Origin of the sequence: Pseudomonas azerbaijanorientalis (assembly GCF_019139795.1) — a bacterium.
In the GTDB taxonomy this organism is placed as follows: domain Bacteria; phylum Pseudomonadota; class Gammaproteobacteria; order Pseudomonadales; family Pseudomonadaceae; genus Aquipseudomonas; species Aquipseudomonas laurylsulfatiphila.
Genome location: NZ_CP077078.1, coordinates 3,952,557 through 3,978,849 on the forward strand (window position 1 = coordinate 3,952,557; position 26,293 = coordinate 3,978,849).

Consider the following 26,293-nt stretch of genomic DNA (forward strand, 5'->3'; position numbering starts at 1 on the left):
GACTTCACAAATGTATCCGGGCTTTTGATTACCGGCGTCATGGACCCCAAGTATGTATGGGGCGCTACTCCACCGCCAATCGACGCTATATTCCTTTCCGAATCATCCGGACTGTATTGGGGCCAAGCCAGCTACGACGACCGTGGCAGGGGTATTATTATCACCCACTGGGTTTCCTTTGAGTCTGCGGGGGGATTAGCCTCCCCGCATAACGTCGGCGAAAGCTTCTTCTACAACTACCACGTAGACCAAGACCAAATAGTGGACAGCGGTGGTACCGATCTGGTCAAGTCCAGCCTGGCCAGCTACACCCTGGGCAGCACCCTGGAAAACCTGGAACTGACAGGCAGCGAAAATATCAATGGTGACGGTAACGACCTGAACAACCGGCTGACCGGCAACAGTGGCAAGAACACCCTGATGGGCTACGGTGGCGACGATATCCTGGACGGAGGCGCGGGTGCCGACTTGATGCAGGGCGGCGATGGAGGCGACACCTATTACGTCGACAATCTCGCCGATGTGGTCAGCGAAACCGGCACCGGCGGCGTTGACCTGGTCGCCAACTCCCTCGCCAATTACGTGCTCGGTGCCAATATCGAGAGTGGCCGCATTCTCTCGACCGGGACCTCCAACCTGGGCGGCAACGCTCTCGACAACGTACTCTACTCTGGTAGCGGCAATAATAGTCTCTACGGTAATACGGGCTTCGATACCGTTTCATATGAGTACGCGGACGCTGCTGTCACCATCAATCTGGGCTCCGTATCGCAAGTCACGGGCGGCTCCGGCACGGACGCCCTGGGAAGCATCGAGGCGGTGATCGGAAGCCGGTTCAACGACACCCTGATCGGTAACTCGCAAGACAATACCCTCGATGGCAGTGTCGGTCGTGATCTTGTCAAGGGAGAAGGCGGCAACGATACCCTGATGGCTGAAGGGGGATATTCGGCGACGCTGGAGTCGATTGATTACGAGACGACATACGATGAATTTGGCAATCAGATTAGCGGCTTTGAATTCTGGTTCTACCACGGCGAAACCCTCGACGGTGGCACCGGCAACGATTTCGTCAGTTATGCCAATGCCCAATCGAGCGTGGTGGTGAACCTGACCAGCGGCTTTGGGTATGCAACGGGTGCCATTGCCCTGCTTAACAGCAGGCCTGCTCCGGAGACCGGCATAGGGAATTTCATCAACGACGTGGAACAAGCCATCTCAGACTTTGCCGACCAGTTGTGGAGTATCGAGAACATCATCGGCAGTAGTTTCAATGATGTTCTGACCGGCGATAATGCGGCCAATATCCTCAGCGGCAAGTCGGGTGCCGACACTTTGATCGGCGGACTCGGCAACGACACCTACTATGTCGACAACATCGGCGACGTCGTTACCGAAACCGATGCGACGCTCAGCAGCGGCGGTAGCGATACCGTCCATAGCGCGCTCAACGCCTACACCCTCGGCGCCAATGTCGAGAACGGGCGCCTCACCGCCACCGGGGTTGCCGCCCTCACAGGCAACAGCCTCAATAACACCCTCTTTTCCGGGACCGGCAACAATGTCCTCAATGGCATGACCGGCGTCGACGCGGTCTCCTACGTCTATGCCGGCAGTGCAGTTACCGCCAGCCTGGCAATGACCACGGCCCAGGCAACCGGCGGATCAGGCACCGACACCCTGATCGCCATCGAAAACCTCACGGGCTCCAACTACGACGACACGCTCACGGGCAACGCCGCCGCCAACCTGCTGAACGGTGGCGCCGGCAATGACGTTTTGAATGGCGGCGCAGGCCTCGACAGAATGACGGGCGGTGAGGGTTCTGACACCTACTACGTCAGCAGCGCCGACGACGTCGTGGTTGAAACCAATGCGATAGCCAGCACCGGCGGCAGCGACACGGTCTATAGCTACCTCGACACCTACACCCTCGGCGCCAATGTCGAGAACGGTCGCCTCCTCGCCACCGGGGTTGCCACTCTCACGGGCAATAGCCTCGACAACACCCTGTTTGCCGCGGCCGGTAGCAACGTCCTCAATGGCAGCACCGGTGTCGACACAGCCTCTTACGCCTATGCCGGCAGCGCAGTCACCGTCAGCCTGGCCGTGACCACGGCCCAGGCCACCGGCGGATCAGGCTCCGACACCCTGATCGCCATCGAAAACCTCACCGGCTCCAACTACAACGACACGCTCACGGGCAACGCCGCCGCCAACCTGCTCGATGGTGGTGCCGGTAATGACGTTTTGAATGGCGGCGCAGGCCTCGACCGAATGACAGGCGGTGAGGGTTCTGACACCTACTACGTCAGCAGCGCCGGCGACGTCGTGATTGAAACCAATTCGACGGCCAGTTCCGGCGGCAGCGACACGGTCTACAGCTATCTCGGCGCCTACACCCTCGGCACCAATGTCGAGAACGGTCGCCTCCTCGCCACCGGGATTGCCGCTCTCACAGGCAATAGCCTCGACAACACCCTGTTTGCCGCGGCCGGCAACAACGTCCTCAATGGCGGCATCGGCGTCGACACGGCCTCTTACGTCTATGCCGGCAGCGCAGTCACCGTCAACCTGGCTGTGGCCACGGCCCAGGCCACAGCTGGATCAGGCTCGGACACCCTGATCGCCATCGAAAACCTCACGGGCTCCAACTACAACGACACGCTCACGGGTAACGGCGCAGCCAACCTGCTCATTGGTGGCGCCGGCAATGACGTTTTGAATGGCGGCGCAGGCCTCGACAGGATGACGGGCGGTGATGGTTCTGACTCCTATTACGTCGACAACATTCTCGACGTCGTGATGGAAACCAATGCCACGGCAAGCATTGGCGGCAGCGACACGGTCTACAGCTTTATCAGCGTCTACACCCTGGGCGCCAATGTCGAGAACGGGCGCCTCCTCACGACCGGGGCCGCCACCCTTACGGGCAACAGTCTCGACAACACGCTCTATTCCGGGGCCGGCAGCAACCTGCTCGATGGCAGCACCGGCGTCGACACCGCCTCCTACCTCTATGCCGCCAGCGCCGTCAGCGCCAGCCTGGCCGTGACCACGGCCCAGGCCACCGGTGGATCAGGCTCCGACATCCTGCTAGCCATCGAAAACCTCACCGGTTCCAACTACAACGACAGGCTCACGGGCAACGCCGCCGCCAACCTGCTGAACGGTGGAAGCGGGAACGACATCCTGATCGGCGGGATGGGCAAGGATGTTCTCACCGGCGGCGCCGGCAACGACATCTTCGACTTCAACGTCGTCGCTGAAACGGGGCTGACCAGCTCCACCTGGGACATCATCAGTGACTTCACCCGAGGGACCGACAAGATTGACCTGTCGACGCTGGACGCCAACACGGCGACGGTAACCAATGAAGCCTTCAATTCGATCATCGGTAGTACCGCAGCCTTCAGTGCGGCCGGCCAGTTGAAAGTTTCAGGGGGCGTGCTCTATGGCAACACCGATGCCGACGGCGCCGCCGAGTTCGCCATCCAGATCGTCGGTCTCAACACCGCGACCACGGCAGACTTTATACTTTGACTTGCGGATCTGGCACCTGACATCGTGGCGCGTGGTGAATCGCCCTTGATTTACTAGCCCATACCAAAAACCCTTCCTGCGCATCAACGCAGGAAGGGTTTTTTGTTAGCGGCTGATCACTCTTTAGCCTGGCTCAACTTGGTGAACAACTCGGTCGGCACTTTCTTGCCGTTGGAGGTGTACTGGTTGGTGCGGAACTTGTACACCTCACCCTCGGACAGGAAGCCGTCGCCGTTGGCGTCCATCGCCTTGAATTCCTCTGTGCCCTTGGGCGCCACGGCCAGCAGTTCCTTGAGCGACACGCGTCCGTCATCATCGGTGTCTGTGCGGGCGAAAGACGCATCGCCGCACTTGCCTTCACCGCACTTGCCTTCGGCCTGGGTCTTTTGCGCGCTGGCTTCGCTGGCACCGCACTTGCCTTCGCCACACTTGCCCTCGCCACACTTGCCTTCGCTGGTCTTTTCCGCGGAGGCCAGTTGATAGCCCTGAGGCAGGGCTTCGGCGGAAAATGCCGAGGAGGCGAAGTTGATACCGCCGACCAGTGCAACAGCGATCAGGCCAATACGGGTTTTGTTCGACTGGATACGAGACATGTTGATACTCCGGATCAATGACGTGGCGGGACCACTTTTGGTCGTACCACAAGGGTTGATGAACCTGGTTGCGAGCTGCGTTGTGCTTCTCGCTTTGGCAGGTCTATTTGGCCCCAGTGGTGTATCCCGGCTGTATCCGTGGTGAGTGGGTTTTGTAGGGTTGTAGTCGGATTTCGTGCGCTGATACACAGCGATACACGAAAGCCGGTATTCAGTGATCAGGGATGTTTTTTGCTTGCGTGGGGATCGCTCGACATTGCCCACGAGCGCTTGTTTAAAAAGGTTGTAGGGTATTTCCGGCGGGCTACAAGACCTTGCGTCGTTGCCTACGGGTACGCCAGAATCCGCCGGCTTGTGCGTCTAGGGGTCGGGTTCTATCGTGTCCGCGTCGCTGCCAATTCAGCGATCAGGCTTGGAACCCTGATGAGTAAACGGCGCATGACGCCCTTCATAACAATGCTTGCATGCTTTTGAGTGTGTACTCCGTTATGGCGGCTGTGCGTGGGAGACCTTCGAGGTCTGCCGGGTTCCGTTTACCCCGGGTTCCAACCTGCGTACAGCTGCCACCCTTCGCTTGGAACCGAATGGTGCAGCTTTAACTCGTAGACGGAGAGTTGCCATGTTCAAGGTCACCCCCAACCCGCCGGACACCGATCCGACATCCCCCTGCGAACCCGATTCAAACAGGCTCAACGAGGCCGCCGAATCCGCCTTCCACGTCCCCTCCACCGCCGACATCAAAGCCACGCCGCGCACGCCTGGCACGCTGTTTACCGTCGACCCCGAGGCCGATACCGAAACGCTGATGGTGTATCTGGTCGAGACGCTGGCCTCGGTTGATGTGATGGTGCATCAGTTGGTGGATCATCTGGAGGGTGGGTCGCGCAATGCCCTGTTGGGGATTTCCAATAGTGTGATGCTGGCGGAGATTACGGCGAATCGGGTGTTGGATCAGATTGATCCGCGTGAATAAACACTGACTCTGTGGCGAGGGGGCTTGCCCCCGTTCGGCGGCGAAGCCGTCGCAAAACCTGACTGCACTATTTGACTGAAGAAAAGCGGGGGCCGCTTCGCAGCCCAACGGGGGCAAGCCCCCTCGCCACAGGGGTTGTGTGTTTGATGTTGGGTGATGGCTTAGTTCGGGTCGAGTAAGCCGCCGCTCCAGTGACGCGACATCCGGCTGCCGGTGAATTTCGCTACGCCCATGCCCTGGGCGATCAGTCGGTCGCGATAGCGCGTGACCAGGCGTCCTGCTTGTTCGGCATGCAGGATCACTTCGGAAGTCGGGTCGCCGGGGGTCCTGAGGATCCGGGCAAAGCGCTGCCCTTCTTCGACAAAATCCCCCAGCTCTTTTTCGAAGATCAGCACACCGGGTTGCGGGGCGATGATGGTTTCCATGTGGCCCATTTCCACGGCCTCGACGGGCCAGTCTGCAAGCGCCACGGACTCATCGATGACGCCGAACGCGCACAGCCAGTGGTACAGCCCTTCGGCATCCGACTCGGCGAAACGGTCGTTGACATCGCCCTGCCCTCGCAGCTCCAGGGTCGCGGCCATGCGCCCTGCTGTGACGCCGTCGCGTATCCATGGGGCGATGATGGTTTCTTCGAAGGAACCGTCGCCGCCGTCATCCCAGATGATCGCCACGTCCATCTTCATCGCCGCCGCCAGTTCGCGACCGCGGGGCCAGAAACTGCGGTGCACGTAGAGGTACGGCAGGGCTTCGTCGTCGGTGTGCAGGTCGAGCATCACGTCGGCCGGGGCGGCCAGTTGCACCAGTTGCTTTTGCCATTGCTGGACGCAGGTCGAAGGTCGCGCCATGGCCGCCGACTGGTCGAACGCGCGATTGAAGTTGTGCCCGGTCGCGTCGTGGTAACGCCCGAGTATCCGGCCCTGGCGAAACTGTCCGATGCCCAGTGGATTGGCTTGAGGCACCACGGTGACCTGGCCCTTGAGCCGGCCCTGGGCTTCGGCGATCTGTAGCCGTTGCATCAGCACGTGCAGGACCAGCATCCCGGCGATTTCATCGGCATGCACTCCGGCCTGCAGGTGCACGTTCGGCCCGCTGCCATCGCCGGCATAGCGCCAGGCACCGACCCGCACGGCATCGCCGTTGTTGTTGCTGACACTGAACGAAATATCCTGCGGCATTGGCTTTCCCTCCTGTCATGACCGTTGAAAAACGCTGTATCGCAGCGGTCGAGGCTGGTGATTGAACAGGCGTTCAACTAAGCTCGACAGCGTGGAAGCTCATCCAGGGACAGCCTTGTGACAACCGATGCCCCGAAAAACCGTCGCGCCGAACCCGAAGACCGCCGCGAAATGCTGGTGGCGGCCACCCTGCGCTGCCTGGGCCGCGACGGTCACGCCGGAATCTCCGTGCGGCGCATCGCCACCGAAGCCGGGGTGTCCGTGGGTTTGCTCAACCATCACTTCGGCAGCATCGAGGCACTGATCGCCGACACCTACCAGCGGCTCGCGAGCGAGCTGACCACTGCCCTGCTCCAGGAAATCGAACAGGCACAGACACCTGCGCAGAAGATCGATGCCTTCCTGGAAGGCTCGTTTTCACCCAGGGTCATGGACCCGAAACTGCTCGGGGTGTGGGTGGTGTTCTGGAGCCTGATCCGTCACTCCGAACACGTCAGCCAGTCCCACGAAAAAAGCTACCGCGCCTACCTCGATCTGATCCGCCAGTTGCTCGACGGGCTGGCCGCCAGCGAAGGCTTCGTGATTCACGACACCCGCCTGGCCGCCATCGGCCTATCGGCGATGCTCGACGGTCTCTGGCTCGAGTGGTGCCTGAACCCCGAGACCTTCAGCGCCGCCAACGGACTGCATATCTGCCGTTGCTGGATAAAGGGGCTGCGTCACGGAGCATTCAGCACCGACGACGTCCTGTGACGGGTGCCGGCCGAAGATCATCGCCAGGGTGCCGCTGACGGCGATCAGCCCGGCGCCGATCATCAGTGACGTGTCCATCAGCGTGCCCCAGACCAGGCTCGACAGGGCAAACGCCCAGATCAAGCCGGTGTATTCGAACGGCGCGAGCAAAGTCGCGGTGGCCCGGCGGAAACTGGCGAACAACAGAAACTGGCCGATGCCGCCCACCAGGCCGGCGCCGAGCATGCCCAGCCAGGCCGGTGTCGGCGAGGGTGTGTAAGTCCACGGCAGGGCCACCGCCATGCAAATCACAAACACCACGTTGGTGATCAGCATCTGTTCCAGCACGGAGGTCTGGTCATCCACCTGTCGCAGCTGGATGTAAGTGAACGCCCAGCACATCGCCGCCAGCAAGGTCAGGACGATCGGCAACGGATCGGTCATGTGGTCGGGGCGACAGGCAATGACCACTCCGACGAATCCGACGATCAGGCTGAACCACTGCCAGCCGCTGGCGCGCTCCTTGAGGATCACCGCCGCCAGCACCGTGACCATGATCGGCGCGGAAAAATACAGGGTGGTCATCTCGGCCAGGGTCAGGTCCCGGGCCGCCGTGTAGTACAACACCCAGGCCACTATCGACAGCAAGCCGCGCACCACCAACAGGCGCCTGCTCGGTGAATGCCAGGCCCGCTGGATAACGCGCGAACGCCCCGCCAGCAGCACGGCCACGACCACCACGGCGGCGCGCCAGAACAGAATGGTGACCACCGAATAATCGGCCACCAGCCACTTGATGACCGCATCCTGCAACGACAGGAACGCGTAGCCCAGGGTGCACAGGCCAATGCCCTGCAGCGAGCGGTCGACTGTCGACGAACTCATCAGGCGGACCTGCGCACAGGCGTTCCGCGCCGCTCGGCGAAGGCAAACAGCGCTTCGATCAGGAAGGTCAGGCAGACGTAGACCCCGGCCACCAGCAACAGGGGCTCGTACACTTGCAGGGTTTGCGCGCGGACCACGTTGGCGGCGCCGAGCAGGTCGATCACGGCGATGGTCGAGGCCAGTGCCGTGGACTTGAGCAGCATCACGGTTTCCCCCGCCAGGGTCGGCAACAGCAGGCGCAGGGCCCGGGGCAAACGCACCCGCAGCAACGACTGGCGCGCGGTCATGCCAAAGGCCGAGGCCGCTTCCATTTCCCCCTTGGGCACCGCCAGCAGGCCACCGCGAATCACTTCGCCGACATAGGCCCCCATCGACACCACCAGGGCGAACACGATGTACCAGTAGCCATCGCGCAGGTACGGCCAGAGGAAGCTGCCGCGAATCAGCGGGAACTGGGCAAACAGGCTGCCCAGCCCGTAGTAGTAGATGTAGATCTGGATCAGCAACGGCGTGCCGCGCGTGACGCTGGTGTAGAACAGGCTGACCTTGGCGATCACCTTGTTTTTCGAGATCCGCGCCAGCGCCACCAGCACCGCCAGCAGGTAACCGAACACACTGGAGACCAACAGAATGATGAGGGTGGTTTGCAGCCCCCGGCCCAACAGTGCCCCGTATTCAACTATCCACGCTGGAATCATTTCATTCTCTCTGCCGGTTCAGTCAACAAGAGGCATCCAGCGACGAATGCGTCGCTCCAACCGTCCCGAAAGATAGTTCGACGCCAAGGTCACCGCGTAGTACAGCGCGGCAGCCGTGAGGTAGAACAACAGATAGTGGCGCGTCGATCCCGCGCCTTGCTTGGCGGTGTACAACAGTTCGTTGGTGCCGACCACGCTGATCAGTGCGCTGTCCTTGATCAGGTTGATCCACAGGTTGGCCATCCCGGCCATGGCGTAAGGCGCCATGATCGGCAGCGTGACCCGGCGGAACAGGCCGAAACCGTTGAGGCCGAACGCCTTGGCCGCTTCGATCTGGCCGAAGGGGATCGCCTGGATCGCCGCGCGGAAAATCTCCGAGGCGTAGGCGCCCTGCACCAGCCCCAGCACGACGATGGCCGCCAGCGGACCGCTGACGTTCACCACGCCGTAGCCGAGTTTGGTCATCAGCGAATTGAGAAGCATGGAGCCGACGTAGTACAGCAACAGAATCAGCAGCAGCTCCGGCACCGCGCGGAACAAGGTGGTGTAGCCGCGCATCAGCGCTGCAATCGGCTTCGGCGCGCCGAGCTTGAGGCACGCCACCACCAGTCCGATGGCCAGCCCGAGCACAAAGGCCCCGGCGGAAATCTGCAGGGTCATCCAGAGCCCCTTCAACAGCGCACTGCCCCATCCCTGTTCGGTGAAATTGATCAGATCGAACATTGCCGGCATATCAACCTCCAGTAAAAACAACACCGGACCTTGTGGGAGCGGGCTTGCTCGCGAATGCGGCCTGACATTCAACATTGATGTCGACTGACACACCGCTTTCGCGAGCAAGCCCGCTCCCACAGGGGATTGCGTTCAGTTCATCAGAACGCCGGCTTCACGCTGGTGCCGAAGTAGCTCTGGGACAGGTCGTCGTAGTCCTTGCTCGCCAGCAATTCCTGGATGGCCTTGTCGAGTTTCGCCTTGAGCTCGGTGTCGTCCTTGCGCAGGCCGGCGCCTACGCCTTTGCCGAAGATCGGGTCATAGGGCACGGTGCCGAGGTAGGCCAGGTCCTTGGCATCCGGGGTCTTGACGAAGGCGGCCATGGCGGTGCCGTCGGCCATCATCAGGTCGATGCGCCCGGCAATCAGGTCGGCGTTGGCCGAGTCCTGGGTGTCGTAGTACTTAACCTCGGCGATTTTTTCGTAGTAGGTCTTCAGGTAGTTGGCGCTCACCGTCGAGTTCTGCACGCCGATGATCTTGCCCTTGAGGTCATCCGGGTACTTCTTCACTGACGTCTCTTTCGGGCCGACGACGGCAATCGCCGAATCGTAGTAGGCCTTGCTGAAGGCGATCTGTTTTTCCCGTTCTTCGGTCACCGACATCGAAGAAAAGATCACGTCGATCTTCTTCGCCAGCAGCGACGGAATGATGCCGTCCCACGCCACTTCCTTGATCTCGCAATCGGCTTTCATTTCGCTGCACAGCTTGTGGATCAGGTCGACTTCAAAGCCCTTCCACTCACCGTTGGCCTGCTTTTCGGTGTACGGCGGATAGGGTTCGGCGGCCACCGCGAAACGGATCGGCTGTGCCTGTGCCGCGCTCATGCCGGCCAGCATTACGCAGGCCGCACCGGTCAACCAGTTTGCAAAACGTCGATTTCCCATGTTGTTTTCCCGTCTTTTTATGATGAGTTAGCGAGTCTGATGAGCGTTGACGAATTGTCGGCAACGCTCGCTGCGTGGGTGTACGAACACTTCGTCCGGCGAACCGGTTTCCTCGATCAGCCCTTGATGCAGGAAGGCGACTTTGGAAGAGACATCGCGTGCGAAAGCCATTTCATGAGTCACCAGGATCATGGTCCGGCCTTCTTCGGCGAGGGAGCGGATCACCCGCAGCACTTCCCCGACCAGTTCCGGGTCGAGTGCCGAGGTGGGTTCATCGAACAGCATGACCTTGGGCCGCATGGCCAGGGCCCGGGCGATGGCCACCCGTTGTTGCTGTCCCCCGGAGAGAAACGCCGGGTACTCGTTGCGCTTGGCCGCAAGCCCGACGCGTTCGAGCAGGGCTTCGGCCCGTTCGGTGGCCTCCGCACGGCTTTCACGCAGGACCTGGGTCGGCGCTTCGATGAGGTTTTCCAGCACCGTGCGATGGGGCCAGAGGTTGAAGTTCTGGAACACCATGCCCAGGCTCGACCTGATGCGCACCAGCTGTTTGGCGTCCGACACCAGCGGTGCGCCGGGGCGATTCTGGTTGAGGTGAATGCTTTCGCCATCGACCAGAATGCGGCCCTGGTCGGGCACTTCGAGCATGTTGATGCAGCGCAGCAAGGTACTTTTGCCCGAGCCGCTGGCACCGATCAGGGAAATCACCTCGCCCTCGCGGGCGGTCAGGGATACGCCCTTGAGCACTTCGATATTGCCGAAGCGTTTGTGCAGGCGATCGACCTCGATCATGGTCCTGGCCGCAGTCGGTTCGACGGTTGCGGTACTGGTCACGGTGCCGATCACCGGCCTCGGCGCTTCGCCGTTGAGCACCTGGACAAAGCCGCGAATGCGCTGACAGGCCTGGGCCAGTCGCTCTTCACTGAGGGTGAACGAGAGCCGTACAAAACCCTGGGCTGGCTCACCGAATGCCGCCGCATCCAGGACCGAGACACCGGCTTCACGCAGCAGGCGCCAGGCGAATTCCAGCGAGGTCAGGCCGGTGCCGCGCACGTCCACCAGCACGAACATGCCGGCATCCGGGTTGAGCACGCTGATGCCCGGGCAATCGGCCAGGCCGGACACCACCAGATCGCGGCGCCGGCGATAGATCTCGCGCATGCCGTGGGTGACTTCATCATGGGACTGCACCGCCTTGAGCGCCGCTTCCATGACGAAACCGGGCAAGCCGTACAGCATGCTCAGCACCAGGGTCTCGACATGGTTGACCAGGGCTTCGTTGGCCACGACCCAGCCGATGCGCCAGCCGGTCATGGCATGGGATTTCGACAGGCTGCCGATCACCACGCAGCGCTCGGCCATGCCCGGCAACGCCGCCAGGCTCAGGTGTTCACGTTCGTAGGCGAGGCTCTCGTAGACCTCGTCCACCACCACCCACAGGTCATGGGCGATGGCGAGATCGGCGATGGCTTGCAGCTCTTCGCGACCCAGCACCACGCCGGTGGGGTTGTTCGGGTTGGAGAAGAAAATCGCCCGGGTACGCGGGGTGATGGCCTTGGCCAACACGGCGGCATCGAGGCGGAAACCCGAATCCGCCGCACAGGGCACCCGCACCAGCGTGGCGCCGGACGCCTTGAGCGTGGCTTCGTAGGTGACGTACATCGGGTCGAAGGCGATCACTTCGTCGCCGGCACCGAGCAGGCACATCGAGGTGGCGAACAAAGCGTTCTGCGCACCGGCGGTGAGAATGATGTTCGACGCCTGCAGTTCGCGGTCGATCAACCGGCTGTAGCGGCCGGCGATGGCTTCACGCAGCGCCTGGCGGCCGGCGATTTCGGTGTAGTGGGTATCCCCTTCGCGCAAGGCGTGGATGGCGGCATCGGTGATGAAATCCGGGGTGGGAAAATCCGGGTCGCCGACGCTGAGGATGATCACGTCCTCGCCGTTGCGCTGTGCCGCGTTGGCCGCGTAGTGAATATCCCAGGCGGCAACGCCTTGGCCACTGATCCGCTCTACAAAGGGTGAAAACCGCATGCCAGTGCCTCGTTCGAATTGAAGAAACGCAAGCCCGCAACCAGCCGGGGGAAGGTGGCCCTCAACATAGTCCAGACTGAACACTCGTTCAACAGAAAACTCACAAGGCTTCGCGTTCAGCGCAAACAGGTCGTTTTCACGACAGTCGCGCCGTTTTTCAGCACGACGCGATCAGGCGACGTGAAACGATTTTGCTGACCGCGCCAATCGCCAGGGCGATGCAGATCAACCCCGCCGCGACCGCAAACGTCAAGCGCATCCCCTGCGCGATGGCCTCGGGTGGCGCCTGCAAAACATCGTGGCTGGCGGTGCCGAAGGCGAACACGGCGCCCATGACGCCAGCGCCGGTGATCAAGCCGAGATTGCGCGACAACCCGAGCAGACCGGAGACCACGCCGCGCTCTTGCGGCGTGATGTCCGCCAGCACGGCGGTATTGTTGGCCGCCTGGAACAGCGCATAACCGGCGGTCATGACCGCCAGGGGCACGATGTAGCCGAGCGTACCGAAGTCCGTTGGCACGGCAGGCAGGATGCAAGCGCCGGTCAGCATGGCCAGCAATCCGAACGTGCCGGATCGATGTGCGCCCAATCTGTCGACCCATCGACCCGCCGGGACCCCGACCAGTGCGGCGACCAGCGGCCCCGTCGACATCACCAGGCCAACGCTCGCTGCATTCAGTGCCAGTGCGCCGGAGAGATAAAACGGCCCCACCACCAGGGTGGCCATGACCACGGTCGTCACCAGCAGGCTCATGGCGAAACCTGCGCTCAGCTGCACATTGCGGAACATCGCCGGTCGAACCAGCGGCGACTCGGCGCTGCGCTCGACGAACACAAACACGCCCGACCCCACCACGGCCACCAGCAGCAGTGCCAGGTTCAGCGGAGTAAAACTGCCGCGCCCGAGGGTCATCGCCAGCGCATAGGCCAGCAGCGTCAACACCAGTACCAGGGTACCGAGGACATCGAAACCCGCTCGGTCCGCCCTTTTCTCAGGGCGATCTTTCGGTAGAAAACGCTGCGCGAGGCCCATCGCCAAAACGCCCAGCGGCACATTGAGCAGAAAAATCGCCTGCCACCCGAAATTGGCAATCAGAAATCCGCCGAGGGTCGGGCCGAGCGAGGTACCAATCGCCGACATCGTGCCGAGCAGGCCCATCGCACTGCCCAGTTTTGCCTTGGGCACCGCCCCGCTCACCAGCGCCAGGGTCAACGCCATCATGATGGCCGCGCCGATGCCCTGCAGGGCCCGGGCGGCAATCAGCCACCCGAGAGCGGATGAGACGGCGCACAGGACTGAAGCGGCGGTAAACACACCCATCCCGATCAACAACAAACGCCGACGGCCAATGATGTCTCCGAGCCGCCCGACACTGACGATCAGCGCCGTGATCGCCAGCAGATAAGAAAGCACCACCCATTGCACTTGCTGGAAAGAGGCCGAGAACGCGGCGGCCAGTGTCGGTAAACCCACGTTGGCAATGCTCGTGCCCAGGGATGACAGCAACATGGACAGCGACAGGCTAGCCAGCGCGCCCCGAATCGATATGGACTTCATTTTCTCGCGACTCCGCAAACAGGTTGTCTGGAGCCTAAGCCCAGCCATAACATGGCGGAAGACGCAGCGTTTGCACTGAATACATGCACCAGACGCCACTTACCCACAAACCAGTGTGGGAGCGGGCCTGTGGTGAGGGGGGGGCTTGTGGTGAGGGACCTGTGGCGAGGGGGCTTGCCCCCGCTGGGTTGCGAAGCAGCCCCAAAATCTCTGATGCACCAAAGATCTTTGTGAGTGCTACGCACTCAAACGGGGGCAAGCCCCCTCGCCACAGGTCACTCACTACAGGCCCCTCACCACAAGCCCCTTTCACCACAGGCCTGCTCCCACAGGAGTTGATTCCATGCCAGACCTCAATCTGCTGATCACCCTGAACGTGTTGCTCGAAGAAGGCAGCGTGGCCCGGGCCGCGCAGCGTTTGCGCCTGAGCCCGTCGGCCATGAGCCGGGCGCTGGCGCGATTGCGCGAAACCACGGGCGATCCGTTGCTGGTGCGGGCCGGACGCAGACTTGTTCCCACGCCCCGGGCGCTGGAGTTGCGTGAGCGCGTCGGCGTGCTCGTGCAGGATGCCGAAGCCGTCCTGCGCCCCGCCGAGGCACTTGACCTCGATCAACTGGTACGCACCTTCACCCTGCGCACCAGCGACGGCTTCGTGGAAAATTTCGGCGCGCCACTGATCGCCCGTATCAGCCGGGAGGCGCCCGGTGTCCGCCTGAATTTCGTGCAGAAGCTGAACAAGGACAGCGCCCTGCTGCGCGACGGTTCGGTGGACCTGGAAACCGGCGTGATCGGCGAATCCACCAGCCCGGAAGTGCGGACCCGGATGCTGTTTCACGACCGCTTCATTGGCGTGGTGCGCGAGGGCCATCCACTGACTCAAGGCGATGTCACACCGGTGCGTTATGCCGACGCCCGGCACATTCTGGTTTCACGCCGGGGCCACGAAAAAGGCGTGATGGACGACGCCTTGACTGAGTTGGGACTGAAGCGGGAGATCATCACCATCGTCGCCGGCTTTTCGTCCGCGATTGCATTGGCGCGGGCTTCAGACCTGGTCGCCAGCGTGCCGCAGCGGCACGTCGGCAACCTGTGCCAGGGCATGCATTGCTTTGCGTTGCCCTTCCCCACGCCGCCGATCACGGTGTCGATGCTGTGGCACCCGCGCATGGACGCCGACCCGGCCCATCGCTGGCTGCGCGGTTGCGTGTGGGAGGTTTGCAGTCAATAACCTCCGACGCCGCGCGCATTCAAGCGGTTTGTATCGAACTGTATGTCCACCCGGCAACCTTACACAGCGATACACATCCGCCAGGTTCAGGACATATGTGCAGTACATGGAAATGAAACAGTGGCGCGCATCGCAAAGCGCAGGCTTTCCGAGCATTCCAGCAACCCACTGACAGGAAATACCACCATGATCAATGCAATCGAGACCGTGCTGTACACCGGCAAGACCCACTCCACCGGCGGCCGCGACGGTCAGGCGCGCAGCACCGATGGACGCCTGGACATCCAGCTTTCGCCTCCCGGCTCTTCGGGCGCCGGCACCAATCCTGAGCAACTGCTGGCGGCGGGTTGGTCGGCCTGTTTCATCGGGGCGATGGGCAAGGCGTGCGTCGCGCTGAAAGTGGCGTTGCCGAGCGACGTTGCGGTGGATGCCGAAATCGATCTGGGCAAGTCCGAAAACGCTTTCTTCCTTCAAGCCCGCCTGAATGTCAGCCTACCGGGCCTGGACCCGGCCATCGCACGCAACGTGGTGGAACTGGCGCATCAGACTTGCCCGTACTCCAAAGCGACCCGCGGCAATATTGACGTCGAAATCAATCTGGTTTGACCGACGCGGACACCGCAATCGTTTTTGTTGTTGTGGGAGCGAGCTTGCTCGCGATGGTCTAGAGAGCGCCGCGTTTAGCCAGTGAGCACGCGTTATCGTTAACGACCATCGCGAGCAGGCTCGCTCCTACAGTTGACCTACTCCTTGAGGATCAGCAGCGGCTGGCCTTTCTTGACGATATAGGTTGCCAGTTCCGAGGCCTTGTCCTGGCCCACATTCTTCGCCACATGGGCGACGCCTTCAGGAATGTACAACGAATCACCGGCCTTGAGCGTCACCGGTGCCCGCCCTTCCAGCTGATATTCGAAGGTGCCGCTGATCACGTGCGCCACTTCTACGCCGGGGTGAGCGTGTTTGGGTGATGTCACGCCCGGGTCGAAGTCCACGAGCACCTGAGTGACTTCGCGATCGGCGGCGCCCAGGTCTTCGCGTACCAGATCGGTGCGATGCAGGCCCTGCTGCCAGCTTTTCATCGCCGGAGCCGGCTGTGTTTCCTGGGCTTGAGAGAGACTCGCGAAGGCAGCGAGCCCTGCAGCGGTCAGAACCAGACCAAGCTTGCCGATGGTATGACGGGTGTTGATGCGCAACATTGCCTTTCCTCCAGTTGAACCCTGGCCAGCCGTGCCGAAAATGACACGGTGCCGGTGGTTGCATTAGAAGGCTGTCGTGTATCGCCCGAGTGTCTGGAAACCCCGGTTTTGTATGCCCGGGTAACGGCGGACGTTGCCGATACCTGCCGATACAAACCCGCCGCTAGCCCTTGAACGCTTCGCGCCGGGCACCGCGTTCGGCGATATAGGCGGCACTCGGCTCACTGATCAGGTCTGCGCGGCGCAGGGGCTGCCCGCAATGGGCGCACAGCGGACCGAGCCCGGCGGGCTCGCCGCAACTGCGGTGGGTATAGACCACCGCCAAACCTTCCCCGGGCGATTTGCACCAGGTTTCGCCCCAGGCCCGCAGCGCCAGCACCACCGAATGGAACGCATCGCCCTTTTCCGTGAGGTGATATTCGTAGCGTTTGGGCCGTTCGCTATAGGCACGCCGCTCCAGGAGCCCGTCAGCCTCCATGCTCTTCAAGCGCGCCGCGACCATTTGCGGCGTACCGCCGGTCTGCGCCTGGATTTCATCAAAACGATGACTGCCCATGAACAACTCACGCAGCACCAGCACCGTCCAGCGGTCGCCCACGACGGCTTCGGCCCGGGAAATCGGACACAGGGTTTCAGAAACGGTTGCTTTCACCGACATGCGGTATTGCCTCTTGCCTAGTTACTATGATTATCATATCTACATGAATTGCTGGCAGCTACACTTCATCATCCACGGATTATCTTGCGGAGCACCGCCATGTCCAACGCCACCTACCCTCTTGATCGGACGGCCTACCTGCTGGTCGACCCCTACAACGATTTTCTGTCGGAAGGCGGAAAGATCTACCCCTTGATCGAGCCCATTGCCACGCGAGTCGGCCTGCTCGACAACCTGCGTACGCTTGATCGCACCGTTCGCGGGCTCAACATTCCGGTGGTCATCGTACCGCACCACCGCTGGGAAAAAGGCGACTACGAAAACTGGGATCACCCAAGCCCCACCCAGTGCAAGATCATGCACATGCACCACTTCGCCCGCGGGGAATGGGGCGGCGAATGGCATCCCGACTTCGCGCCGCAGGAAGGCGACATCATCGTTCAGGAACATTGGGGTTCCAGCGGCTTTGCCAATACCGACCTGGATTTTCGCCTCAAGCAAAAGGGTATCACCCACGTGATCATCGTCGGCCTGCTGGCCAATACCTGCATCGAGGCAACCGCCCGTTACGCTCAGGAACTCGGCTATCACGTCACCCTGGTACGCGACGCGACCGCAGCCTTCATACCGGAGATGATGCATTCGGCCCATGAGCTGAACGGCCCGACTTTCGCTCACGCCATCCTGACCACCGATGAACTGGTTGCCGCACTGGCACAGGCAGGTGCGTGATGCAGTTGACCGGCAACCTGCTGATCGGCGCCAGCGATGTCGGCGCCAGCGAAGGCACCCTGAAGGCGCTCAATCCCGCGACCAACCAGCCGATTGAACCGGCGTTTGCGCTGGGTAGCGTGGCCGATGTCGACCGGGCGGCGACCCTGGCCGATGAAGCGTTCGATGTGTACAGCCACACCTCGCTCGCCGTGCGGGCGGCGTTTCTCGAACGCATCGCCGACAACCTCAACCGCGTTCACACGGCGCTGGCGGCACGCGCCGCCCTGGAAACCGGCGTGCCGGAGGCGCAACTGGAAGGCGAGGCCATCAAGGCGGCCACCCAGTTCCGTCAGTTCGCCGATGTGGTGCGCAAGGGGCGTTTCCTGCAACTGGCCATCGACCCGGCGCAACCCGAGCGCCAGCCACGCCCGCGCATGGATCATCGCCTGCAAAAAATCGCCATCGGCCCGGTGGCGATTTTCGGTGCGAGCAACTTCCCCATCGCCTATTCGGTGGCCGGTGGCGATACCGCGTCGGCGCTGGCGGCGGGCTCGACCGTCATTCTCAAGGCGCACAACGCGCATCCCGGCGCCTCGGAAATCCAGGCCCGGGCGATCCGCCAGGCGGTGCAAGACTGCGGATTGCCCGAAGGCGTGTTCTCCATGGTGCGTGGCGGCGGCAATGCCATCGGCGAAGCGCTGGTCGATCATCCGCTGCTCAAGGCCGTGACCTTCACCGGTTCCGAACAGGGTGGCATGGCGCTGTATCGGCGTGCGCAATTGCGCCCCGAGCCGATTCCGGTCTTCGCCGAAATGACCAGCGTCAACCCGACCTTCATCCTGCCCCGGGCACTGGCCGAACGCGGCGCGGCGATTGGCGATGGCTTTGTCGAGCGCATGCTGGTCAACGTCGGGCAAGCCTGCCTCAAGCCGGCGATTCTGCTGGCCGTCGAGGGCGCAGGGTTTGCAGCACTGCGCCACGCCATGAGCAGTCGCGTGAGCGCAGCACCGGCGCGCACGATGCTGACACCGGGCATCCATGCAGCCTATCTGAACGGGCTGCGCACCCTGGAAAACGCCGGCGCCCGCCTCGTCGCCGCGGGCTCGACATCCACCGCTGAAGTCGATGGCCGCTCGGCGCTGTTCGAAGTCGATGGCGAACATTTTCTCGCCGAGCCAGTGCTTTCCCAGGAGGTATTCGGCCCGTCCGCGCTGCTGGTGAAGGTCCGGGATGAAGCAGAGCTGTTGCGGGTAGCGAGCTCCTTCAAGGGGCAACTCAGCGCGACCCTGCACCTTGAACAGGACGACCTGCCACTGGCCCGTCGCCTGCTGCCAACCCTGGAACGACGCACCGGGCGCATCGTGGTCAACGCCTTCGCCCATCCGCAGGAAGTTTGTTTTGCCACCGTGCATGGCGGGCCGTTTCCGGCCACCTCGGACAGCCGCTTTACCTCGGTGGGCATGACCGCCATCGAGCGCTTCCTGCGCCCGGTGGCTTACCAGGGGTTTCCGGATGCCTTGCTGCCTGAAGGTTTGCGTGAGGGGAATCCCTTGGGGTTGCCGCGTCTTGTCGACGGTCATTAACGCCATACCGTCAACTCTGTAGGAGCGAGCTCGCTCGCGATGGTCGTTAACGAATACGCGTGCTCGCTGGCTAAACGCGGCGCACTTGAGTCCATCGCGAGCAAGCTCGCTCCTACAGGTGGCGAGAGATTTTCAGATGAGGAGCTGGGGGAACAACAGTAGAAGGGCTTGCCGCGACCGGGTCCCAGCAGGTCGCGGCAAGTTCAGGCCTTTTGATTACGCCAGATCGAAGCGATCCAGGTTCATCACTTTGGTCCACGCAGCCACGAAGTCCTTGACGAATTTCTGCTGCGCATCGGCGCTGGCATAGACTTCGGCCAGCGCACGCAGCTGCGCGTTCGAACCGAAGACCAGGTCAACCCGGGTGCCCGTCCACTTCACCGCACCGGTTTTGCGGTCACGCCCTTCAAACTCCTGCTGGGCATCCGACACCGGCTTCCACTCCACCCCCATGTCCAGCAGGTTGGTGAAGAAGTCATTGGTCAGCGCTTCCGGCCGCTGGGTGAACACACCGTGTTTGCTCTGGCCGACGTTGGTGTTCAACACCCGCAGGCCGCCCAGCAGTACCGTCATTTCCGGTGCGCTGAGCGTCAGCAATTGTGCCTTGTCGATCAGCAAGGATTCGGCGGGCACGCGGTACTGGGTTTTCAGGTAGTTACGGAAGCCGTCGGCAATCGGTTCAAGGAAACCGAAGGACTCGACATCGGTCTGTTCCTGGCTGGCGTCCGTGCGTCCCGGGGTGAACGGCACCGTCACACTGTGGCCGGCGTTTTTCGCCGCCTGTTCGACACCCGCACCACCGGCGAGCACGATCAGGTCGGCCAGGGAGATTTTCTTGCCTCCACTGTTGAACTCCTTCTGGATGCCTTCAAGTTTGGCCAGCACGTTGGCCAGTTGCTCCGGCTGGTTGGCCGGCCAGGACTTCTGCGGCGCCAGGCGCAGGCGCCCGCCGTTGGCACCGCCGCGTTTGTCGGAGCCACGGAAGCTGGACGCGGCGGCCCACGCCGTCGATACCAGCTGCGAGACCGACAGGCCGGACGCCAGCACCTTGCTTTTCAGGCCCGCCACATCGCTGTCGTTGACCAGCGGATGATCGACGGCAGGGATCGGGTCTTGCCACAGCAGTTCTTCGCCCGGCATTTCCGGGCCGAGGTAGCGCGAGAGCGGGCCCATGTCCCGGTGAATGAGTTTGTACCAGGCGCGCGCGAAGGCATCGGCCAGTTGATCGGGGTTGGCCAGGAAGCGCCGGGCAATCGGCTCGTAGATCGGGTCGAAACGCAGGGCCAGGTCCGAGGTCAGCATGGTCGGATCACGACGTTTGGACGGATCAAAGGCATCCGGAATGATCCCGGCACCGGCACCGTTCTTCGGTTTCCACTGATGGGCGCCGGCCGGGCTCTTGGTCAGTTCCCAGTCGAAACCGAACAGGTTTTCCAGGTAGTTGTTGCTCCATTTGGTGGGCGTGGTGGTCCAGGTCACTTCCAGGCCGCTGGTGATGGCATCGGCCCCTTTGCCGGTGCCGAATGTGCTCTTCCAGCCCAGGCCTTGCAGCTCCAGGCCGGCGGCTTCAGGTTCCGGCCCGACGTTGTCGGCAGGCCCGGCGCCGTGGGTCTTGCCGAAGGCGTGGCCACCGGCGATCAACGCCACGGTTTCCTCATCGTTCATCGCCATGCGGCCGAAGGTTTCGCGGATGTCCTTGGCCGAGGCGACCGGGTCCGGTTCGCCTTCCGGGCCTTCCGGGTTCACATAGATCAGGCCCATCTGCACCGCGGCGAGGGGGTTTTCCAGATTGCGGCCATTTTCGGTACGGCTGTCCTCGTTTCTGCCGGGCTCAGCCACCAAGGGCACATCGCCGGGTTTCTGCACCGGTTTGTCTTCTTTTCCGTAACGCGAGTCACCGCCCAGCCATTTGCTTTCAGAACCCCAGTAAACGTCTTCATCCGGCTCCCAGACATCCGCGCGTCCACCGGAAAAACCAAACGTCTTGAAGCCCATGGATTCCAGGGCGACGTTGCCGGTGAGGACGATCAGGTCGGCCCAGGAGATCTTGTTGCCGTACTTTTGCTTGATCGGCCACAGCAGCCGGCGGGCCTTGTCGAGGCTGACGTTGTCCGGCCAGCTGTTGAGCGGTGCAAAGCGTTGCTGGCCGGAACCGGCACCGCCCCGGCCGTCACCGGTGCGATAGGTGCCTGCGGCGTGCCAGGACATGCGGATAAAGAGCGGCCCATAGTGACCGAAGTCCGCCGGCCACCAGTCCTGGGAATCGGTCATCAGCGCAGTCAGGTCTTTTTTCAGCGCCTGGAAGTCAAGGCTCTTGAAGGCTTCGGCGTAGTTGAAGTCGCCCCCCAACGGGTCAGACTTGGGCGAGTGTTGACTCAGGATCTTCAGGTTCAGTTGGTTCGGCCACCAGTCGCGGTTCGTCGTGCCACCGCCAGCGGCGTGATTGAACGGGCATTTCGATTCAGTTGACATGGCATCTCCTCTTGATTTTGTTTTCAGCTAACCACCCTTGAGCGTGGATCCGGATCACCGATTGATGAAATAGCTTTTCGGTATGGGATCCATAGCCTTGAGGCTATGACAGCCCCGCGATCAGTCGCTCCAGAACATCCATTAAAGTACCGGTCCGGGAAACTGTCGCTTCATCCGGGGGAGATAGCTGATAAACAGCGCAAATCAGTCATGCGATGCAATATCATCAACACCTGCCACAATGGATTAATACCATTTGCTACAAGGACGTTGGCGACAGGAAGGATTGTTTGCCGCGAGAGGTTGCGCCATGTACCTCAAAGCCATTGTCATCTGGGTATTACTGGCGATCATCGTTGTTGCCGTGCTCTGTCGCCTGGTGCATAACGCCAAGGTCGCCGACCGGGCGCTCAAGATCGCCAAGCCGGATCATCAGCCTCACGGGAGAAAGAATGACAAGGCCCCATGACTGATCCGGGGCAACAAGGACAACAGGGGCGGCGACGATTCGGATCGCCGCGCGGCCTCAATCACTCGAGACTTTGCTGCACGCAATAAAAAACCGGCTTTTCAGCCGGTTTTTTATTGTTCACTCAACAGCACTTGGGTCCGGCTTTACTGCCGTAACGGGCTTCCTGGCGCTCGCGGAAGAACGCCTCGTAGTCCATCACCGGTTTGTCCGGGTGCTTGGTCTGCATGTGCTCGACGTAGTTGTCGTAGTCGGGCATGCCGACCATCAGGCGCGCGGCCTGACCGAGGTATTTACCGAGGCGACTCAGGTCATTGAACATGCTGCCCTCCTCGCCTATGCATTCGGCAGAGCCTGGAATGGCGCTTCTTTATCCGTACGCTCTTTGTTGCCCCAGGCGGCGATACCGACCTTGAGCGCGAAGAACAGGATGCTGAACACCACGAACAGGAACAGTGCGGTCAGCGTGGCGTTGGTGTAGGCGTTGAAGATCACGTGTTGCATCTGCTCGATGCTCTTGGCCGGGGCCAGCACCTGACCATTGGCCAGGGCATCGCTGTACTTCTTCGCCAGGGCGAGGAAGCCGATCGCCGGGTTGGCATCGAACAGCTTGATGAATCCGGCGGTGGTGGTGCAAATCAGCAACCACACAGCCGGAAGCAAGGTGACCCAGGCATAACGCTGGCGTTTCATCTTGATCAGCACCACGGTGCCGAGCATCAGCGCAATACCGGCCAGCATCTGGTTGGAGATACCGAACAACGGCCACAAGGTGTTGATGCCGCCCAGCGGATCGATCACGCCCTGGTACAGCAGATAACCCCACATGGCCACGCAACCGGCGGTAGCGATCAGGTTGGCGGTCCAGGACTCGGTGCGGCGCAGGGCCGGCACGAACGAGCCGAGCAGGTCCTGGAGCATGAAGCGCCCGGCACGGGTACCGGCGTCGACTGCGGTCAGGATGAACAGTGCTTCGAACAGGATCGCGAAGTGGTACCAGAACGCCATGGTGTTCTCGCCCGGCAACAGCTGGTGCAGGATCTGCGCGATCCCCACCGCCAGGGTCGGCGCACCGCCGGCACGGGCCAGGATGGTGGTTTCCCCGATGTCGTGGGCCACCGCTTGCAACGCTTCCGGCGTGATCGCAAAGCCCCAGCTGCTGACGGTTTGCGCAACGGCCACCGCATCGGCGCCGACCACGGCCGCCGGGCTGTTCATGGCGAAGTACACGCCCGGATCGATCACCGACGCCGCGACCATCGCCATGATGGCCACGAAGGACTCCATCAGCATGCCGCCGTAACCGATGTAACGGGCATGCCCCTCATTGGCGAGCAACTTCGGCGTGGTACCGGAAGAGATCAGCGCGTGGAAACCCGACACCGCGCCACAGGCGATGGTGATGAACAGGAACGGGAACAGGCCGCCCTTCCAGACCGGGCCGGTGCCGTCGATGAACTGGGTCAGGGCCGGCATTTTCAGCTCGGGCATGGTCACCAGGATGCCGATGGCCAGGGCCACGATGGTGCCGATTTTCAGGAAGGTCGACAGGTAGTCACGGGGCGCCAGGATCAGCCACACCGGCAATACCGCGGCGACAAAACCGTAGCCGATCAGCATCCAGGTGATCTGGATACCGGTAAAGGTAAAGGCCTTGGCCCACACCGGATCCGCGGCAATCTGCCCGCCGAGCCAGATCGAGCCGAGCAGCAACAGCACGCCGATCACCGAGATCTCACCGATGCGGCCCGGGCGGATGTAGCGCATGTAGATGCCCATGAACATCGCGATCGGGATGGTCGCCATCACCGTGAAGATCCCCCAAGGGCTCTCGGCCAGGGCCTTGACCACGATCAGCGCCAGCACCGCGAGGATGATGATCATGATCAGGAAGCAACCGAACAGCGCGATGGTGCCGGGGATGCGGCCCATTTCCTCGCGGACCATGTCGCCCAGGGAGCGGCCGTTGCGGCGGGTGGACATGAACAGGACCATGAAGTCCTGCACGGCACCGGCCAGCACCACGCCGGCGATCAGCCACAGCGTGCCGGGCAGGTAGCCCATCTGCGCCGCCAGTACCGGGCCGACCAGCGGACCGGCACCGGCAATGGCCGCGAAGTGGTGACCGAACAGCACGTGTTTGTTGGTCGGAACATAGTCCAGACCATCGTTATTGAGCACAGCCGGCGTGGCCCGAGTGGGATCGAGCTGCATCACTTTGTTGGCGATGAACAGGCTGTAGTAGCGGTAGGCAACGAGGTAGATGGCGACGGCTGCGACTACGATCCACAGGGCGTTGATCGCTTCGCCGCGGCGCAGGGCCACGACACTCAGCGCAATCGCTCCCAGGACAGCCACGGCAAACCAGGCGAGGTGTTTAGCCAGACGGGGCATAGCGTGTCTCCTGCCGACAGCCAGTGACTGCGGCGGTAATTTTTATAATTGTGTCCGCGGTGCGGAGCTGGCCCAATATCTGCGCATGCCGTCCACAAATAAATCCGCGTTACTACGTACGTGGCGCCTACGTAGTTCTACGTAGATCCGTGGCTGTCCACCCATCAAATGTGGGAGCGAGCCTGCTCGCGAAGGCATTCTGTCATTCAACATCGATGTCGACTGATACACCGTCTTCGCGAGCAAGCCCGCTCCCACAGGTTCAGCATTCCAACTGAATGACCTCACCCGCCAATGGTCATTGCGTCCAACAATGCCGTGTATCTTTGGCATATGATCCCCAGCCTTCGCGCGGGCAGGAGTCAACATGCAGCTCAAACACAAGATCGTCGCCCTCGGGATTCTGCCGCTGGTGCTGGCCATTGCCGTCATCTGCGCGCTGGTGATTTCCCTCAACCGCCAATTGGGCGATCAACAGGCGCAACTGATCGAAGACAGCATTCTGGCGAGCAAGCGTGCGGAACTGAAAAACTACGTGGAAATGGCCCAGAGCCTGATCGCCCCGCTGTACGACGACGGCCATGGCGACGCCCGTGCCCAGCAGCAAGTGTTGGAGGAACTGCGCAAGCTCAGCTTCGGCATCAACGGCTACTTCTTCGTCTACGACCACGAAGGCCGCAGCCTGATGCATGCGCGCCAGTCGGAACTGGTAGGCCAGTACCTGTGGGACATGAAGGATCCCCATGGCCTGCCGGTGATTCAGGCGTTGCTCAAAAGCGCGCAGTCCGGTGAAGGCTTCCAACGCTATGCCTGGAACAAGCCCTCCTCCGGCCAGGTGACCGACAAGCTCGCCTACGTGGTGATGCTCGACCGCTGGGGCTGGATGCTCGGCACCGGCATCTACCTCGAAGACGTCGAGCGCGCCACCCAGCAGGCCCGTGCCGAAGTGGCCATGGGCATCCGCAAGACCATGATGGCGATTGCCGTGGTCGCACTGGTCGCGGTGCTGTTTGTCTTCGCCACGGGCATGACCCTCAACGTCAGCGAGCATCGCCTGGCGGACAAAAAACTGCAGCGCCTGACCCAGCGCATCGTCAGCCTGCAGGAAGAGGAACGATCCCGGGTGTCCCGCGAGTTGCACGACGGCGTCAGCCAGGTGTTGGTCTCGATCAAGTTCCAGTTCGAACTGGCCAGCCATCTGCTCGAAAGCGGACAAGCCCAAGACAAGGGCCTGAACACCCTGAAGGACGCCACCGAACGCCTGGGCGATGCCATCGGTGAAGTGCGCAGCCTCTCCCATGACCTGCGCTCCTCCTTGCTCGACACCCTCGGCCTGCCGGCGGCCATCGGCCAATTGGCGGCCGAATTCGAGCAGCGCAGCGGGCTGACCGTGACCTACGACGAAAATGAATTCGACTGCCAACTGGTCGACGGCGCGGCGGTGTCGCTGTTTCGCATCGTCCAGGAAGGCCTGACCAATATCGAACGCCACGCCCAGGCGAAGCACGTGTCAATTACACTGCGCGGCTGCGACGAGTCCGTGCGGCTGACGCTGGTCGATGACGGCATCGGTTTCAACGTCGCCCAGGTCGAACGTCGTCAGGCCGGCATTGGCTTGCGTAACATCCGCGAACGCGTCGAACATTATGGCGGGCGCTTCGACTTGATCTCGATGCCGGGCAGAAGTGAGCTGGACGTACGACTGCCGATGAAACCTGGCGCAAAACGCTGAG

21 protein-coding genes and 1 pseudogene are annotated in these 26,293 nt (G+C 61.9%); 9 read left to right on the forward strand and 13 right to left on the reverse strand.

Annotated elements, in window-relative coordinates; genetic code table 11:
* The first annotated feature begins 261 nt into the window (after positions 1-261).
* Positions 262-3,543, forward strand: coding sequence for a beta strand repeat-containing protein (locus KSS91_RS17500; RefSeq protein WP_225923771.1), 3,282 nt, complete (start codon positions 262-264; stop codon positions 3,541-3,543).
* 116 nt (positions 3,544-3,659) lie between these two features.
* Here KSS91_RS17500 and KSS91_RS17505 read toward each other — a convergent pair whose 3' ends face one another.
* Positions 3,660-4,136, reverse strand: a complete 477-nt coding sequence (locus KSS91_RS17505; RefSeq protein ID WP_217835569.1) for an HvfA family oxazolone/thioamide-modified RiPP metallophore — start codon at positions 4,134-4,136, stop codon at positions 3,660-3,662.
* A gap of 619 nt (positions 4,137-4,755) precedes the next feature.
* On the opposite strand from KSS91_RS17505, the gene KSS91_RS17510 reads away from it, so the two are divergent.
* Entirely contained in the window at positions 4,756-5,109 is a 354-nt protein-coding gene (locus KSS91_RS17510; protein WP_102675226.1) for a DUF6124 family protein, read from the forward strand.
* 161 nt (positions 5,110-5,270) lie between these two features.
* Here KSS91_RS17510 and KSS91_RS17515 read toward each other — a convergent pair whose 3' ends face one another.
* Positions 5,271-6,287, reverse strand: coding sequence for a M14 family metallopeptidase (locus KSS91_RS17515; protein WP_217835570.1), 1,017 nt, complete (start codon positions 6,285-6,287; stop codon positions 5,271-5,273).
* A 171-nt stretch (positions 6,288-6,458) separates the two neighbouring features.
* Here KSS91_RS17515 and KSS91_RS17520 point away from each other — a divergent pair.
* Positions 6,459-6,944 (forward strand): annotated as a pseudogene (locus KSS91_RS17520) (TetR family transcriptional regulator C-terminal domain-containing protein); the annotation flags it as partial.
* On the opposite strand, the gene KSS91_RS28295 reads toward KSS91_RS17520, so the two are convergent.
* From KSS91_RS28295 to KSS91_RS17545, 6 genes are all read right to left on the reverse strand, one after another.
* A complete protein-coding gene (locus KSS91_RS28295; RefSeq protein WP_225923693.1) occupies positions 6,900-7,904 on the reverse strand; it encodes a DMT family transporter in 1,005 nt (334 codons plus the stop codon). The pseudogene KSS91_RS17520 and the gene KSS91_RS28295 sit on opposite strands and share 45 nt — an antisense overlap.
* A complete protein-coding gene (locus KSS91_RS17525; protein ID WP_015095644.1) occupies positions 7,904-8,602 on the reverse strand; it encodes an ABC transporter permease subunit in 699 nt (232 codons plus the stop codon). The genes KSS91_RS28295 and KSS91_RS17525 overlap by 1 nt, the downstream gene beginning before the upstream one ends.
* An 18-nt stretch (positions 8,603-8,620) precedes the next feature.
* Positions 8,621-9,334, reverse strand: a complete 714-nt coding sequence (locus KSS91_RS17530) for an ABC transporter permease (RefSeq protein WP_007977785.1) — start codon at positions 9,332-9,334, stop codon at positions 8,621-8,623.
* 140 nt (positions 9,335-9,474) lie between these two features.
* Complete coding sequence (locus KSS91_RS17535; RefSeq protein WP_217835571.1) at positions 9,475-10,257, reverse strand: transporter substrate-binding domain-containing protein; 783 nt, start codon at positions 10,255-10,257, stop codon at positions 9,475-9,477.
* A 27-nt stretch (positions 10,258-10,284) separates the two neighbouring features.
* Positions 10,285-12,288, reverse strand: a complete 2,004-nt coding sequence (locus tag KSS91_RS28580) for an aminotransferase class I/II-fold pyridoxal phosphate-dependent enzyme (protein WP_217835572.1) — start codon at positions 12,286-12,288, stop codon at positions 10,285-10,287.
* Between the two features lie 157 nt (positions 12,289-12,445).
* A complete protein-coding gene (locus tag KSS91_RS17545; protein ID WP_217835573.1) occupies positions 12,446-13,846 on the reverse strand; it encodes an MFS transporter in 1,401 nt (466 codons plus the stop codon).
* A gap of 343 nt (positions 13,847-14,189) precedes the next feature.
* On the opposite strand from KSS91_RS17545, the gene KSS91_RS17550 reads away from it, so the two are divergent.
* Positions 14,190-15,074: a LysR family transcriptional regulator gene (locus tag KSS91_RS17550; RefSeq protein WP_217835574.1), complete on the forward strand. Its 885-nt coding sequence runs from the start codon at positions 14,190-14,192 to the stop codon at positions 15,072-15,074.
* A 186-nt stretch (positions 15,075-15,260) separates the two neighbouring features.
* On the forward strand, positions 15,261-15,680 hold the full coding sequence (locus KSS91_RS17555) for an organic hydroperoxide resistance protein (RefSeq protein WP_217835575.1): 420 nt from the start codon (positions 15,261-15,263) through the stop codon (positions 15,678-15,680).
* Positions 15,681-15,817: 137 nt separating this feature from the next.
* On the opposite strand, the gene KSS91_RS17560 is transcribed toward KSS91_RS17555, so the two are convergent.
* On the reverse strand, positions 15,818-16,270 hold the full coding sequence (locus tag KSS91_RS17560) for a cupin domain-containing protein (protein ID WP_015095650.1): 453 nt from the start codon (positions 16,268-16,270) through the stop codon (positions 15,818-15,820).
* A 163-nt stretch (positions 16,271-16,433) separates the two neighbouring features.
* On the reverse strand, positions 16,434-16,928 hold the full coding sequence (locus tag KSS91_RS17565; RefSeq protein ID WP_217835576.1) for a winged helix-turn-helix transcriptional regulator: 495 nt from the start codon (positions 16,926-16,928) through the stop codon (positions 16,434-16,436).
* A gap of 99 nt (positions 16,929-17,027) precedes the next feature.
* Between KSS91_RS17565 and KSS91_RS17570 the strand changes: the two genes are divergently transcribed.
* Both KSS91_RS17570 and KSS91_RS17575 read left to right on the forward strand, forming a co-directional pair.
* Positions 17,028-17,660 (forward strand): cysteine hydrolase family protein, encoded by a 633-nt coding sequence (locus KSS91_RS17570; protein ID WP_217835577.1) that lies wholly within the window; start codon positions 17,028-17,030, stop codon positions 17,658-17,660.
* Entirely contained in the window at positions 17,660-19,225 is a 1,566-nt protein-coding gene (locus KSS91_RS17575; protein WP_217838440.1) for an aldehyde dehydrogenase (NADP(+)), read from the forward strand. Before KSS91_RS17570 ends, KSS91_RS17575 begins: the two co-directional genes overlap by 1 nt.
* Positions 19,226-19,441: 216 nt before the next feature.
* Here KSS91_RS17575 and katG read toward each other — a convergent pair whose 3' ends face one another.
* Positions 19,442-21,697 carry a catalase/peroxidase HPI gene (katG, locus tag KSS91_RS17580; protein WP_217835578.1) on the reverse strand — a complete coding sequence of 752 codons (2,256 nt, stop codon included), beginning with the start codon at positions 21,695-21,697 and terminating at the stop codon, positions 19,442-19,444.
* 310 nt (positions 21,698-22,007) lie between these two features.
* Here katG and KSS91_RS17585 point away from each other — a divergent pair, with 310 nt between their 5' ends.
* Entirely contained in the window at positions 22,008-22,166 is a 159-nt protein-coding gene (locus KSS91_RS17585; RefSeq protein ID WP_217835579.1) for a hypothetical protein, read from the forward strand.
* A 124-nt stretch (positions 22,167-22,290) separates the two neighbouring features.
* On the opposite strand, the gene KSS91_RS17590 is transcribed toward KSS91_RS17585, so the two are convergent.
* Together KSS91_RS17590 and KSS91_RS17595 are read right to left on the reverse strand one after the other, a co-directional pair.
* Positions 22,291-22,488, reverse strand: a complete 198-nt coding sequence (locus KSS91_RS17590) for a YbdD/YjiX family protein (RefSeq protein ID WP_007976534.1) — start codon at positions 22,486-22,488, stop codon at positions 22,291-22,293.
* A gap of 14 nt (positions 22,489-22,502) precedes the next feature.
* Complete coding sequence (locus tag KSS91_RS17595; RefSeq protein ID WP_015095657.1) at positions 22,503-24,560, reverse strand: carbon starvation CstA family protein; 2,058 nt, start codon at positions 24,558-24,560, stop codon at positions 22,503-22,505.
* Between the two features lie 367 nt (positions 24,561-24,927).
* On the opposite strand from KSS91_RS17595, the gene KSS91_RS17600 reads away from it, so the two are divergent.
* Positions 24,928-26,292 carry a cache domain-containing protein gene (locus KSS91_RS17600; protein ID WP_217835580.1) on the forward strand — a complete coding sequence of 455 codons (1,365 nt, stop codon included), beginning with the start codon at positions 24,928-24,930 and terminating at the stop codon, positions 26,290-26,292.
* Position 26,293 lies beyond the last annotated feature (1 nt).

Excerpts from the sequence above, each read along its gene's own strand:
- KSS91_RS17530 (WP_007977785.1), bottom strand. The coding sequence starts at position 9,334 with ATGCCGGCAATGTTCGATCTGATCAATTTCACCGAACAGGGATGGGGC.
- KSS91_RS17575 (WP_217838440.1), top strand. The coding sequence starts at position 17,660 with ATGCAGTTGACCGGCAACCTGCTGATCGGCGCCAGCGATGTCGGCGCC.
- KSS91_RS17505 (WP_217835569.1), bottom strand. The coding sequence starts at position 4,136 with ATGTCTCGTATCCAGTCGAACAAAACCCGTATTGGCCTGATCGCTGTT.
- KSS91_RS17585 (WP_217835579.1), top strand. The coding sequence starts at position 22,008 with ATGTACCTCAAAGCCATTGTCATCTGGGTATTACTGGCGATCATCGTT.
- KSS91_RS17560 (WP_015095650.1), bottom strand. The coding sequence starts at position 16,270 with ATGTTGCGCATCAACACCCGTCATACCATCGGCAAGCTTGGTCTGGTT.
- KSS91_RS17600 (WP_217835580.1), top strand. The coding sequence starts at position 24,928 with ATGCAGCTCAAACACAAGATCGTCGCCCTCGGGATTCTGCCGCTGGTG.
- KSS91_RS17565 (WP_217835576.1), bottom strand. The coding sequence starts at position 16,928 with ATGTCGGTGAAAGCAACCGTTTCTGAAACCCTGTGTCCGATTTCCCGG.
- KSS91_RS17510 (WP_102675226.1), top strand. The coding sequence starts at position 4,756 with ATGTTCAAGGTCACCCCCAACCCGCCGGACACCGATCCGACATCCCCC.
- KSS91_RS17595 (WP_015095657.1), bottom strand. The coding sequence starts at position 24,560 with ATGCCCCGTCTGGCTAAACACCTCGCCTGGTTTGCCGTGGCTGTCCTG.
- KSS91_RS17515 (WP_217835570.1), bottom strand. The coding sequence starts at position 6,287 with ATGCCGCAGGATATTTCGTTCAGTGTCAGCAACAACAACGGCGATGCC.
- KSS91_RS17590 (WP_007976534.1), bottom strand. The coding sequence starts at position 22,488 with ATGTTCAATGACCTGAGTCGCCTCGGTAAATACCTCGGTCAGGCCGCG.
- KSS91_RS28295 (WP_225923693.1), bottom strand. The coding sequence starts at position 7,904 with ATGAGTTCGTCGACAGTCGACCGCTCGCTGCAGGGCATTGGCCTGTGC.
- KSS91_RS17535 (WP_217835571.1), bottom strand. The coding sequence starts at position 10,257 with ATGGGAAATCGACGTTTTGCAAACTGGTTGACCGGTGCGGCCTGCGTA.
- KSS91_RS17545 (WP_217835573.1), bottom strand. The coding sequence starts at position 13,846 with ATGAAGTCCATATCGATTCGGGGCGCGCTGGCTAGCCTGTCGCTGTCC.
- KSS91_RS17525 (WP_015095644.1), bottom strand. The coding sequence starts at position 8,602 with ATGATTCCAGCGTGGATAGTTGAATACGGGGCACTGTTGGGCCGGGGG.
- katG (WP_217835578.1), bottom strand. The coding sequence starts at position 21,697 with ATGTCAACTGAATCGAAATGCCCGTTCAATCACGCCGCTGGCGGTGGC.
- KSS91_RS17555 (WP_217835575.1), top strand. The coding sequence starts at position 15,261 with ATGATCAATGCAATCGAGACCGTGCTGTACACCGGCAAGACCCACTCC.
- KSS91_RS17550 (WP_217835574.1), top strand. The coding sequence starts at position 14,190 with ATGCCAGACCTCAATCTGCTGATCACCCTGAACGTGTTGCTCGAAGAA.
- KSS91_RS28580 (WP_217835572.1), bottom strand. The coding sequence starts at position 12,288 with ATGCGGTTTTCACCCTTTGTAGAGCGGATCAGTGGCCAAGGCGTTGCC.
- KSS91_RS17570 (WP_217835577.1), top strand. The coding sequence starts at position 17,028 with ATGTCCAACGCCACCTACCCTCTTGATCGGACGGCCTACCTGCTGGTC.